This is a genomic window from Brachybacterium sp. GPGPB12 (assembly GCF_038396325.1).
Lineage (GTDB): Bacteria > Actinomycetota > Actinomycetes > Actinomycetales > Dermabacteraceae > Brachybacterium > Brachybacterium conglomeratum.
In genome coordinates this window covers 637,433-650,788 of record NZ_CP149573.1, presented here as the reverse complement: position 1 = coordinate 650,788, position 13,356 = coordinate 637,433, and the positions used below count along the sequence as shown (strand labels likewise).

The following is a 13,356-nucleotide window of genomic DNA, read 5'->3' as shown; positions in this document are numbered from 1 at the left end:
CCCGATCCCGGCGTCGGCGACGACCTGCTCGATGTCCGCGAGGGTGCCGCGCACCTGGCGCTGGCCCGGCAGGGTCGCCTCCTGCACCACCGCGACCGGGGTCGCGGGATCGATCCCGTTCAGCGGCGCCTGGGCGACCAGCCGCGGCGCCCACTCCACGCCCATCATCAGCACGGTGGTGGTGCCGGGGTCGGCGAGCGCCGCGAGGTCCGCGGGGCCCAGGTCGCCGTGGGCGTTGACCACGTGCACGGCGACCGCGGTGCCGCGATGGGTGACGGGCACGTCCCCGGCCGCCGGACCGGCCAGCGCCGAGGTCACGCCGGGCACCACCTGCACGTCGATGCCCGCGGCGCGGCAGGCGAGGACCTCCTCGCCGCCGCGGCCCAGCACGAAGGGATCCCCGCCCTTCAGCCGCACCACGCGCCGCCCCTCGCGGGCGACCGCGACGAGCAGCGCGCCGATGTCGTCCTGCCGCATGGAGTGCGCGCCGGGCCGCTTGCCCACGTCGATCACCTCGACGCCGGCGCCCAGCTCGTCCAGCAGTGCGCGCGGTCCGAGCCGGTCGGCGACCACCACGTCGGCCTGGCGCAGCAGGTCCAGGCCCCGCACCGTGATCAGGTCCCAGGCGCCGGGGCCGCCGCCCACGAGGGCGACGGCCCCGGGCTCGAGGTGGGCGCCGGTCAGGCCGCTCACGCCTCCCCGCCCGTGCCGGGGCGCGGCGCGGCGGAGACGTGCACGTGGCCGTCGACCACCTCGACGTCGAACACCGCGATCGGCGCCTTCTCCCCGCCGCCGGAGTCGAGTACCGCGCCGGTGTCGAGGTCCCAGCTCTGCTTGTACATGGGGGAGGAGAGGGTGGGGACGATCCGTCCCTCCGCCTCGCCCTCGACCGTGAGCAGGTGGGTGCCCACCAGGCCGCGGGAGAGGATGTTCGAGCGGGAGTAGGGGTCGTGCCGCTGCACGGCGCGCACGCTCCCGTCGTCCAGCAGGAACACCGCGATCTGGGTGCCGTCAGGAAGGAGCGCCGCGGCGCCCCGCTCCGGGGTCAGCGCGCCGAGCGGGCAGATCGGCACGAGGGCGTCGGCGGGGGCGGTCATCACTGGTCCTCCTGCGAGATGTGGGCGGCGCCGGCGAGGGCGTGCTCCTTCGCCGCGAGCGGGGTCGGGAAGGTGGTCTCCGGGGCGTCCTCCGGTCGGGCCGGGCGCACCTGCTCGCGCTCGAGCACGTAGCGCGCGTCTTGTCGTGCAGGTCCGGGGCGTTGATGAAGGACACGAACTTCGCGCGCCGCTCCGGATCATTGACCGCCTCGGCCCACTCGTCGACGTAGGTGTCGGTGTGGCGCGCATGGCGGCCTCGAGCTCCTCGCCGATGCCGAGGGAGTCCTCCACGATCACGCGGCGCGGCTCGTCGATGCCGCCGGGGTACTCCTCGACCCAGCGGGCGGTGCGCTGGAGCTTGTCCGCCTCGCGGATGTAGAGGATGAGGAAGCGGTCGATGCAGCGCTGCGCAGGTTCTCGTCGTCGAGGTCCTCGACGAGGAGCTGAGCATGGGCGGGCTGGGCGCCGCCGTTCCCGCCCACGTACAGGTTCCAGCCGCGGTGCGTGGCGATCACGCCGACGTCCTTCGCCTGCGCCTCCGCGCACTCGCGGGCGCACCCCGAGACGCCGATCTTGATCTTGTGCGGGGAGCGCGACCCCCGATAGCGGCGTTCGAGGTGCGAGGCCATCGCGGTCGAGTCGCCCACGCCGTAGCGGCACCAGTTGGTGCCCAGGCGACTCTTCACCATCCGCAGCGACTTGCCGTAGGCGTGGCCGGACTCGAAGCCGGCCTCGACCAGGCGCTCCCAGATCTCCGGCGGCTGTTCGAGCCGGGCGCCGAACATGCCGATCCGCTGGGCGCCGTTGACCTTCACGTACAGGCCGTAGTCCTTCGCGACCTGCGCGAAGACGAGCGACTTCTCGGGGGTGACCTCGCCGGCGGGCATCGCGGGGATCACCGAGTAGGTGCCGTCCTTCTGGATGTTCGCCATGACGTGGTCGTTGGTGTCCTGCAGCGAGCCGAGCTGACGGCCCACCGGACTGTGACGCTTGCCGGAGAGGGCGCCGAGCGAGGACAGAATCGAGGCGACCGTGGGGCGGCAGACCGCGCGGCCGCGCCCCGCGCCGGTGCCGTGCGCGGCGACGACCTCGGTGAAGGTCTCCTGGCCGCCCTCCTCGACGAGCCTGTACAGCTCGGCGCGGGAGTGGTCGAAGTGCTCGCACAGCGCGCGGGAGACCTCGATGCCGCTCTTGGCCAGCTCCTGGTTCAGCGGCTTCGTCAGTGACGGGACGCAGGAGCCGCACACGGTGCCGGCGGTGGTGCACTCCTTGATCGCGCCGACCGTGTGGCGGCCCTGCTCGTTCACGGCGTGGCGCACCGTGCCCGCGGAGACGTTGTTGCACGAGCAGATCACCGCGTCGTCCGGCATCTCCGCGCCCGCGAGCGCATCGCCCGCGCCCTCCGGCGCGATCACCGCGGAGGGGTCGGCGCCCAGGGCCCGCCCGGTCATCGGGCGCGACTGCGAGTACAGCGCGATGTCGCCGACGAACACGCCGCCGAGCAGGGTCGTCGCGTCGTCGCTCATCACGAGCTTGCGGTACTGGCGGTGGACCGGGTCGACGAAGGACACCTCGAGCGCGTCGGGGGTCATGGCGTTGACGTCGCCGAAGGCGGCGGCGTCCACGCCCACGCCCTTGAGCTTCGTGCCGTCCTCGCCGCGCTGGTGGGTGCGGGTGCCGCCGAGGAACCGGTCGGCGACCACGTCGGCCATGTCGTTGCCGGGGGCGATCAGGCCCGCGCACACCCCGTCGAAGGAGGCGCACTCGCCGATCGCCCAGATGTCCGGGTCGGAGGTCTGGCGGCTCTCTCCCACCACGATGCCGCCGCGCTCGCCGACTGCGAGGCCGGCCTCGCGGCCGATCCGGTCGCGGGGGCGGATGCCGGTGGAGAAGACGACGACGTCCGCGGGCGACTCGCTGCCGTCGGTCAGCTCCGCGGTGCCGATCGCGCCGTCCTCAGCGGGACGGAAGGCGGTCGCGCCCACGCCGGTGCGCACCTCGATGCCCTTGTCCTGGATGAGCGACCGCGGCATCTCGCCGCCGCCGTCGTCGAGCTGGACAGCCATCAGCCGGTCCGCGAACTCGACCACGGTGGAGCGGGCGCCGAGGTCCTGCGGCGCGGCCGCGGCCTCGAGGCCGAGCACGCCGCCGCCGACGACGACGCCGCGGACCTCGCGGCCCAGCGCCTCGCCGCGCTCGGCGACCCAGGCGGCGAGGGACTCGACGTCGTCGACCGTGCGATAGCTGAAGGAGCCGGGCAGGTCCTTGCCCTCGGCGCGGGGCGCCCAGGCCCAGGAGCCCGTGGCGAGCACGAGCCGGTCGTACTCGTGCACGGTGCCGGAGGCGCAGGTGACGGTGTGCGCGGAGCGGTCCAAGCTCTCGGCGGCATCGCCCGTGACCAGCGTGATCCGCGGGTCGGCCCAGACCCCGGTGTCCAGGGCGAGCATCTCGGCGCGGCGGTGGCCGAACCAGTCCGAGAGGTGCACGCGATCGTAGGGATGCTGGGTCTCCTCGCCGATGACGGTGAGGGTCCAGTCGCCGGTGGGGTCCTGGGACTGCATCCGGGCCGCGAAGCGGTGCCCTGTCATGCCTCCGCCGATCACGACGATGCGGGTGCCGGGCGGCATCGGCGTCCCGGCGGCGGGGGCGAGGGGGAATGGCCGGTGGCGTTCATGGCTCTGCGCACGGTCCTCTCTGGAGCGGGTGACCTCGTCCCTACCGTAAGCAGGACCGGACGCCGTGCGCAGGACTTTCGTCGCTCCGTCGGGCCTCGAGGCGGGGTCCCTCAGGACTTTCCACCTTGGCCTCGCGAAGCGCGTCGCGCCTCCGCCGCCGCGACGGTCGCCCGCGGGTCTCGCGATCCGGACAGGTGGCCCCGGCCACGCCCCGGGGCCTATGGTGGGCGCATGCAGACGATTCTTCTCGTAGTTCCCGAGCGCGGCTGACGCCCACTCATCGCTTCGAGACGTCATCCGCGCCCCTCCCCGAGCCCCAGGCGGAGGGGCTTTTTCGTGCCCGGCCCGCGGGACGGCGCGACGGGAGGGACGGGGAGCACGTTCCACTCACCGCCACCGCCCACCGTCCGAGACGACGAAGGAGTTCCGATGACCGGACAGCAGATGACCGGCGCGCAGGCGCTGGTCGAGTCCCTCGAGCATGCCGGGGCAGAGGTCGTCTTCGGCCTTCCCGGCGGCGCGATCCTGCCCACCTACGACCCGCTGATGGACGCGAAGAAGCTCCGTCACGTGCTGGTCCGCCACGAGCAGGGTGCCGGCCACGCCGCTTCCGGCTACGCCCACGCGACCGGCAAGGTCGGCGTGTGCCTGGCGACCTCCGGCCCGGGTGCCACCAACCTCATCACCGCGATCGCCGACGCCCAGATGGACTCGATCCCGCTGGTCGCGATCACCGGCCAGGTCGGCTCGATGTTCATCGGCACCGACGCCTTCCAGGAGGCGGACATCGTGGGCATGACGATGCCGGTGACCAAGCACAACTTCCTGGTCAAGGACGCCGCGGAGATCCCGAAGGTGATCAAGCAGGCCTTCCACATCGCCTCGACCGGCCGGCCCGGCGCGGTGCTGGTGGACGTCACCAAGGACGCCCAGCAGGACATGATGGAGTTCGTCTGGCCCGAGACCCTGGACCTGCCCGGCTACCGCCCGGAGCCGCGCCCGCACGGCAAGCAGATCCGCGAGGCGGTGCGCCTCATGCTCGAGGCGAAGCGCCCGGTGTTCCTGCTCGGCGGTGGCGTCTTCGCGGCGGCGCCGCCACCGATGAGGTGCGCGAACTCGTGGACGCCTCCGGCATCCCCTTCACCACCACCCTGATGGCGCGCGGCGCACTGCCGGACTCCCACCCGAGCCACCTCGGGATGCCCGGCATGCACGGCACCGTCGCCGCGGTCTCGGCCCTGCGGCGCGCGGACCTGCTGATCAACATCGGCGCCCGTTTCGACGACCGGGTCACCGGCCGCCTGGACTCCTTCGCCCCCGGTGCGAAGATCATCCACGCGGACATCGACCCGGCCGAGATCTCGAAGAACCTCGTCGCCGACGTGCCGATCGTCGGCCAGGCCGGGCAGGTCGCCAAGGCTCTCACCGAGGAGCTCCGCGCCCGCCTGGCCGAGTCCGACCCTCGTGACTACGAGGGCTGGTGGGGCACGCTGGACATCTTTGCGGGAGAACTACCCGCTGGGCTGGACCGCGACCGAGGACGGCTTCACCGCCCCGCAGAAGGTCATCTCCCGCATCGGCGCGATCTCCGGGCCCGATTCGATCTACGTCGCGGGCGTGGGCCAGCACCAGATGTGGTCGGCCCAGTTCGTCCAGTACGAGAACCCGCGCACCTGGATCAACTCCGGGGGCCTGGGCACCATGGGCTACTCGGTGCCCGCGGCGATGGGCGCCAAGGTGGGCATGCCGGAGAAGACGGTGTGGTCCATCGACGGCGACGGTCGCTTCCAGATGACCAACCAGGAGCTCGCCACCTGCGTGATCAACGAGATCCCGATCAAGGTCGCCGTCATCAACAACAGCTCGCTGGGCATGGTGCGCCAGTGGCAGAACCTGTTCTACGACCAGCGCTACTCGAACACCGAGCTGAACACCGGCCACGGCTCGCGCCGCATCCCCGACTTCGTCAAGCTCGCCGACGCCTACGGTCGCGCGGGCCTGCGCTGCGAGCGGGACGAGGACATCGACGACACCATCCGCCAGGCGATGGAGATCAACGACCGCCCCGTGGTCGTGGACTTCACCGTCAGCGCCGACGCGATGGTGTGGCCGATGGTGCCGGCCGGCGTCTCCAACGACGAGATCCAGATCGCCCAGGGCATGAGCCCCGAGTGGGAGAGGGACATCTGAGCATGACCACCAACCAGCAAGCAGGCCCCGACCGGGACCCCCGACTACGTCATGTCGCCGAACAGCCAGACCCTCTCGGTGCTGGTGGAGAACAAGCCCGGTGCGCTCACCCGCGTCACCGCCCTGTTCTCCCGTCGCGGCTACAACATCTCCTCGCTCGCGGTGGGACCCACCGAGCATCCGGAGATCTCCCGCATCACGGTCGTCGTCGACGTCGAGCGAGACACCGGCTCGAGCAGATCACCAAGCGACTCAACAAGCTCGTCAACGTGCTCAAGATCGTCCAGTTCGACCCCCGCCAGACGGTCCAGCGCGAGCTGATCCTCATCAAGGTCACCGCCGACAGCTCCACCCGCACCCCGGTGCTGGAGATCGTGCAGATGTTCCGCGCGAAGGTCGTCGACGCCGCCTCGGACTCCGTGACGATCGAGGCGACCGGCACGCAGGACAAGCTCACCGCCCTCCTCGGCATGCTCGAGGAGTTCGGGATCCGCGAGATCGTGAAGTCCGGCGAGGTCGCGATCGGGCGCGGCGGTCGGGCGATCACCGACCGCGCGCCGCTGTCCTGACCCCCGCCTCACCGACCGAATAGCAAGACCGTTTCTCATATCGCAGGACAAGGGGCGATACGATCGCCCCGACGCCATAGAGCCAACCATCGAAGGAGCACAACGTGGCTGAGATCTTTTACGACGACAACGCCGACCTGTCCATCATCCAGGGCAAGAAGGTCGCGGTCGTCGGCTTCGGCTCGCAGGGCCACGCCCACGCGCTGAACCTGCGCGACAGCGGCGTCGAGGTCCGCGTGGGCCTGCGCGAGGGCTCGAAGTCCGCCGCAAAGGCCCAGGAGGAGGGCCTGACCGTCGGGACCGTCGCCGAGGTCGCCGAGTGGGCGGATCTGATCATGATCCTCACCCCCGACCAGGACCAGCGGAAGGTCTTCGCGGACTCGATCAAGCCCCACCTCTCCGAGGGCAAGGCGATCGCCTTCGCGCACGGCTTCAACATCCGCTTCGGCTACATCGAGGTCCCCGAGGGCGTCGACGTGCTGCTGATCGCCCCGAAGGCCCCCGGCCACACCGTGCGCCGCGAGTTCGTCGCCGGCCGCGGCATCCCGGACATCGTCGCCGTCGAGCAGGACGCGACCGGCTCCGCCTGGGACCTCGCCCTGTCCTACGCCAAGGGCATCGGCGGCACCCGCGCCGGCGTCATCAAGACCACCTTCACCGAGGAGACCGAGACCGACCTCTTCGGCGAGCAGGCCGTGCTGTGCGGCGGCATGAGCCACCTCGTCCAGGCCGGCTTCGAGACCCTCACCGACGCCGGCTACCAGCCGGAGATCGCCTACTTCGAGGTCCTCCACGAGCTCAAGCTGATCGTCGACCTCATGAACGAGGGCGGCATCGCCAAGCGGCGCTGGTCGATCTCCGACACCGCCGAGTACGGCGACTACGTCTCCGGCCCGCGCGTGGTCACCGACCAGACGAAGGCCGACATGAAGGCGATCCTCGCCGACATCCAGTCCGGCGCCTTCGCCAAGCGCTTCATCGACGACCAGGACAACGGCGCCGAGGAGTTCAAGAAGCTCCGCGCCGCCGAGGCCGAGCACCCGATCGAGAAGGTCGGCAAGGACCTGCGCAAGATGTTCTCCTGGAGCGCGCAGTCCATCGACTCGGACTACGTCGAGGGCGCCGCCGCGCGCTGACCCACCCGGTCCCGAGACGGCGGCGGGAGCACCCACGAGGTGCTTCCGCCGCCGTCCTTCGTGCAAGGGTCTCGCATCCTGACCCGCGTTCCCGCATGGCGGACACGCGACTACGCTGTCCCCTGAAACCCGTCGCACCCGAGGAAGTGAGCGACGACCACCATCCGTACCGGAGGAGATTCCGTGACGCGTCCTGTCGTGCTCATCGCTGAGGAGCTGTCGCCCGCCACCGTCGAGGTGCTGGGCCCCGACGTCGAGGTCCGCGGCGTGGACGGCACCGACCGTCCCGCGGCGCTCGCCGCAGTGGCGGAGGCCGATGCCCTCCTGGTCCGCTCCGCCACCCAGGTCGACGCGGAGGTGTACGCCGCGGCCCCGAAGGCGCGCGTCGTCGCCCGCGCCGGCGTGGGCCTGGACAACGTCGACGTCCCCGGCGCCACCACCGCGGGCGTCATGGTCATCAACGCCCCGACCTCCAACATCGTCTCCGCCGCGGAGCTCGCGATCGCGCTGATCCTCGCCTCGCTGCGCAATCTCGGCCGCGCCGACTCCTCCGTGAAGGCCGGCCGCTGGGAGCGCAAGCGACTCACCGGGGTGGAGCCGCTGGAGAAGACCGTCGGCGTGGTGGGCTTCGGCCGCATCGGCCAGCTCGTCGCCGAGCGCCTGCGCCCCTTCGGCGTGACTCTCCTGGCCTACGACCCCTACGTCAACCATGCCCGCGCCGCCGAGCTCGGCGCCCGCGTCGTCGAGCTCGACGAGCTGATGCGCGAGGCCGACGTGCTCACCGTCCACATGCCCAAGACCCCTGAGACCACGGGCCTGATCGGCGCCGAGGAGTTCGCGCTCGCGAAGCCGAACCTCCACGTCGTCAACGCCGCCCGCGGCGGCCTGATCGACGAGGAGGCGCTGTACACCGCGCTGAGCACCGGACAGATCGCCGGGGCCGGCCTGGACGTGTACTCCTCCGAGCCGCCCGCGAAGAGCGAGACCGCCGCGAAGGCTGCTCGAGCTCGAGAACATCACCCTCACCCCGCACCTCGGTGCCTCCACCGCCGAGGCGCAGGAGAAGGCCGGCGTGGCGGTGGCGAAGTCCGTGCGCCTGGCGCTCGCGGGCGAGCTGGTCCCCGACGCGGTCAACGTCGCCGGCGGCGCGATCGACGACCTGGTCCGCCCGGGCGTCGCCCTGTCGGACCGGCTCGGCCAGCTCTTCACCGCCCTGGCCGGCGAGGCCCCCGAGGTGCTCGACATCGAGGTCCACGGCGAGATCGCCTCCCGCGATGTCACCGCGCTGAAGCTCTCCGCCCTGCGCGGCATGTTCCGCTCCGTGGTCACCGAGCAGGTCAGCTACGTCAACGCCCCCGTCCTCGCCGAGGAGCGCGGCATCGCCGTCAACCTCGTCACCGACGAGACCACCGAGCGCTTCCGCAACGTCATCACCCTGCGCGGCACAGCTGCGCGGCGGCGACGTCGTGGCCGTCTCCGGCACGCTCAGCGGCGTGGACCAGGAGCACAAGCTCATCGACGTCTTCGGCCATGCGCTCGACGTGCCGCTGAGCGACCATCTGCTGATCCTGCGCTACTCGGACGGGCCCGGCCTGATCGGCAAGTACGGCGCCCTCCTCGGTGAGGCCGGCATCAACATCGCCGGCATGCAGGTCTCCCGCGTCCGCCGCGCCCAGGGCGCCGAGGCCCTCGTGGTCCTCGACCTCGACGAGTCCGTCTCCCGCGAGTTCGCCGAGGAGCTGGGCGCCGCCATCGACGCGCGCTCGATCCACGCCGTCGATCTCGTCTACTGATCCCACCCCCTCCCCAGGAGCGGCACCAGCCATGAGCACCACCCCCGCCCCGAGCACCCTGGACCTCGCCGTCATCGAGGGCGACGGCATCGGCAAGGAGGTCGTCCCCCAGGGCCTGCGCGCCCTCGAGGCCGCCCTCGAGCCCGCCGGCGTCGCGGTCCGCACCACGGACTACGACCTCGGGGCGGGGCGCTGGCACCGGACGGGGAGACCCTGACCGACGAGGACATGGCGGCGCTCGCGAAGCACGACGCGATCCTGCTCGGCGGCGTCGGCGATCCCGGCGTGCCCTCCGGTGTGCTCGAGCGGGGCCTGCTGCTGAAGCTCCGCTTCGGCTTCGACCACTTCGTGAACCTGCGCCCCACGCGCCTGTTCCCGGGCGTCTCCACCCCGCTGGCCGAGCCGGGCGAGGTCGACTTCCTCGTCGTGCGCGAGGGGACGGAGGGCCCCTACGTCGGCAACGGCGGCTCCATGCGCACCGGCACCCCCTCGAGGTCGCCACCGAGGTCTCCCTGAACACCGCCGTCGGCGTCGAGCGCGTGGTCCGCTACGCCTTCGAGCAGGCCGAGGCGCGCCGGGGGAGGCTCACCCTCGTGCACAAGCACAACGTGCTCGTCCACGCCGGGCACCTGTGGCGCCGGATCGTCGAGGAGGTCGGCGCCGAGCACCCGGGCGTCGAGGTCGACTACGCCCACGTCGACGCGATGATGATCTACCTGGTCCAGGACCCCTCCCGCTTCGACGTCATCGTCACCGACAACCTCTTCGGCGACATCGTCACCGACCTCGCCGGCGCCATCGGCGGTGGAATCGGCCTCGCGGCGAGCGGGAACGTCAACCCCACCGGCGCCTTCCCCTCGATGTTCGAGCCCGTGCACGGCTCCGCCCCCGACATCGCCGGCCAGGACAAGGCCGACCCCACCGCGACCGTGCTCTCGGTCGCGCTGCTGCTGGACCACCTCGGCCACATCGAGCCCGCCGCCGCGGTCCGCGCCGCGGTCGAGAACGACCTGGCGGCCCGCGCAGCCGGATGCGTCGCTCGCCTCCCGCGGCACCGCCCGCATCGGCGACGACCTCGTCGCCGCGATCACCGGGCGCTGAGAGCCCGCACCTGACACACTGACCCTGCCGAACCCCGCCGAGGAGATCCCCGTGAGCGCACTCGCCTTCCCCCAGACCAGCACCACCCGTCGCGTGGGCGACGACGAGCGCGCCAGCATCCTCGCCGCCCCCGGCTTCGGCCAGCACTACACCGACTTCATGGCCCGCGCCCGCTGGACCGCCGAGGACGGCTGGGGCCAGGACGAGGTCGTGCCCTACGGCCCGCTCGAGCTCTCGCCCGCCTCCGCCGTCCTGCACTACGGCCAGGAGATCTTCGAGGGCCTCAAGGCGTTCCGCCACGCCGACGGCTCGGTGTGGACCTTCCGCCCCGAGGCGAACGCCGAGCGCATGCGCGCTCCGCCCGGCGCCTCGCCCTGCCCGAGCGCCGGTGGAGGACTTCCTGACCTCGCTGAAGGCCGTCGTCGCGGCCGACGAGCCGTGGGTGCCCGAGGCGACCAGCGAGGAGTCCCTCTACCTGCGACCCTTCATGTTCGCCAGCGAGGAGTTCCTCGGGGTGCGGGCCGCGCACGAGGTGGACTACTACGTCATCGCCTCCCCGGCCGGTCCCTACTTCCCCCGCGGCGTCCAGCCGCTGGTCGTGTGGATCACCGACGAGTACGCCCGCGCCGGCGCCGGCGGCACCGGCGCTGCGAAGTGCGGCGGTAACTACGCCTCCTCGCTGCTGGGCAAGCGGGAGGCCGCGGAGAACGGCGCCGACGAGGTGCTCTTCCTCGACTCCGAGACCCACACCTCGATCGACGAGCTCTCCGGCATGAACGTCGTCGCTATCACGAAGGACGGCCGCCTGCTCACCCCGTCGCTGTCCGGCTCGATCCTCGAGGGCGTCACCCGGTTGTCGATCCTGCGCCTCGCGGAGGACCGCGGCCTCGAGGTCCACGAGCAGAAGCTCGTGATGAGCGAGGTCGAGCAGCGAGCTCGAGTCCGGCGAGATCACCGAGATGTTCGCCTGCGGCACCGCCGCCGTCATCAACCCCATCGGCGAGTTCCGCTCGAGGAAGGGCTCCTGGACCGTCGGTGACGGCGGCTCGGGCGAGGTCACCCTGGCGTTGCGCAAGGAGCTCACCGACATCCAGTACGGCCGGATCCCGGACCGTCACGGCTGGCTGACCCGGCTGGTGTGAGCGGGACATGACCACTCCCACGATCGAGGCCTTCCACCTCTACGACACCACCCTGCGCGACGGCTCCCAGCAGGAGGGGCTCACCCTCTCGGTGACCGACAAGCTCGCCGTCGCCCGCCATCTCGACGACCTCGGCGTGACCTACATCGAGGGCGGCTGGCCGGGCGCCGTCCCGCGGGACACGGAGTTCTTCGCCCGCGCGGCGACCGAGCTCGAGCTGTCCACGGCGCGTCTGGCCGCCTTCGGCGCGACCCGCAAGGCGGGCGTCGACGTCACCGAGGACCAGCAGGTGCGCGCGCTCGTCGACTCCGGTGCGCCGACGATCACCCTGGTCGCGAAGTCCGATCTCCGCCACGTCACCGGTGCGCGCGCACCACCGCCGAGGAGAACCTCGCGATGGTCCGCGACACGGTCGCACATCTCGTCGGCCTCGGACGCGAGGTGTTCGTCGACGCGGAGCACTTCTTCGACGGCTTCCTCCACGACCCCGACTACACGACGTCCGTGCTGGTGGCCGCGCACGAGGCCGGCGCCGCGGTGCTGGTGCTGTGCGACACCAACGGCGGCATGCTCCCGCACCAGGTCACCGAGATCATCGAGGACCTGCGCTCCCGTCTCCAAGCGGCCGGTGCGGGCGAGGCCCGGCTCGGCGCCCACACCCACAACGACACCGGTCGCGCGGTCGCGAACGCGATCAGCGCCGTCCGGGCGGGGATCACCCACGTCCAGGGTCGCGTGAACGGCTACGGGGAGCGCACCGGCAACGCCGACCTGATCACGCTCCTCGCCGACCTCCAGCTGAAGATGGGCATGGACCTTGTGCCCGAGGAGACCCTCGCCGAGGCCACCCGGATCTCCCACGCGATCGGCGAGATCGTGAACATGCCCGTCAGTCCGCGCGCCCCCTACGTCGGGGCGAGCGCCTTCGCGCACAAGGCCGGGTCGCACGCGAGCGCGATCCGGGTGGACCCGGACCTGTACCAGCACACCGATCCCCGCGCGGTCGGCAACGACATGCGCATGATCATCTCCGACATGGCCGGCCGCGCCTCGATCGAGCTCAAGGGCCGCGAGCTCGGCTTCGAGCTCGCCGACGAGCCGGAGCTCCTCTCGCGCCTCGCCCGGACCGTGAAGCGGCGCGAGGCAGAGGGCTACTCCTACGAGGCGGCCGACGCCTCCTTCGAGCTGCTCCTGCTGGACGAGCTCGGCCGCGTGCCGAGCTACTCCTCCATCGAATCCTGGCGGGCCACCTCCCAGCTGGGCCGCGACGGGACCCTCGAGACCGAGGCGACCGTGAAGGCGCGGGGCGACGGCGGGGGAGAGCGGGAGCGGAAGGTCGCGATCGCCGAGGGCAACGGCCCCGTCAACGCCCTGGACCTCGCCCTGCGTGAGGCGCGCGGGAGCGCCACCCGGAGGTCGACGAGTTCGAGCCGCGGGACTTCAAGGTCCGGATCCTCGACTCCCAGCACGGCACCGACGCGACCACGCGGGTGCTCGTGCGCACCTCGGGACGGGGCCTGGAGTTCCAGACCGTGGGCGTGGGGCCGAACGTCATCGAGGCATCCTGGGAGGCGGTCTTCGACGCGTACACCTACGGGCTGTACAAGTCCGGTGTTCCGGGGGCCTTCCATGCCGGGGAGCGCTAGTGTGACC

General features: G+C 71.7%; 2 protein-coding genes and 8 pseudogenes. 7 read left to right on the top strand and 3 right to left on the bottom strand.

Annotation, left to right across the window (positions count from 1 at the left end; genetic code table 11):
- Positions 1–24 precede the first annotated feature (24 nt).
- The 3 genes and pseudogenes from cobA to nirB all read right to left on the bottom strand — a co-directional run.
- Positions 25–609: pseudogene (cobA, locus tag WKH84_RS03585) on the bottom strand (uroporphyrinogen-III C-methyltransferase); the annotation flags it as partial.
- Positions 610–689: 80 nt separating this feature from the next.
- Entirely contained in the window at positions 690–1,097 is a 408-nt protein-coding gene (locus WKH84_RS03580; protein ID WP_341855641.1) for a nitrite reductase (NAD(P)H) small subunit, read from the bottom strand.
- Positions 1,097–3,771 (bottom strand): annotated as a pseudogene (gene nirB, locus WKH84_RS03575) (nitrite reductase large subunit NirB). Before nirB ends, WKH84_RS03580 begins: the two are co-directional and overlap by 1 nt.
- Positions 3,772–4,201: 430 nt before the next feature.
- Between nirB and WKH84_RS03570 the strand changes: the two are divergent.
- From WKH84_RS03570 to cimA, 7 genes and pseudogenes are all read left to right on the top strand, one after another.
- A pseudogene (locus WKH84_RS03570) lies at positions 4,202–5,962 on the top strand (acetolactate synthase large subunit).
- A gap of 51 nt (positions 5,963–6,013) precedes the next feature.
- Positions 6,014–6,531 (top strand): annotated as a pseudogene (ilvN, locus tag WKH84_RS03565) (acetolactate synthase small subunit).
- Positions 6,532–6,635: 104 nt separating this feature from the next.
- Complete coding sequence (gene ilvC, locus WKH84_RS03560) at positions 6,636–7,667, top strand: ketol-acid reductoisomerase (protein ID WP_341855640.1); 1,032 nt, start codon at positions 6,636–6,638, stop codon at positions 7,665–7,667.
- Between the two features lie 183 nt (positions 7,668–7,850).
- Positions 7,851–9,460 (top strand): annotated as a pseudogene (gene serA / locus WKH84_RS03555) (phosphoglycerate dehydrogenase).
- Positions 9,461–9,491: 31 nt separating this feature from the next.
- A pseudogene (locus WKH84_RS03550) lies at positions 9,492–10,561 on the top strand (3-isopropylmalate dehydrogenase).
- Positions 10,562–10,612: 51 nt separating this feature from the next.
- A pseudogene (locus tag WKH84_RS03545) lies at positions 10,613–11,703 on the top strand (branched-chain amino acid aminotransferase).
- Positions 11,704–11,710: 7 nt separating this feature from the next.
- Positions 11,711–13,349, top strand: a pseudogene (cimA, locus tag WKH84_RS03540) (citramalate synthase).
- Positions 13,350–13,356: the final 7 nt, after the last annotated feature.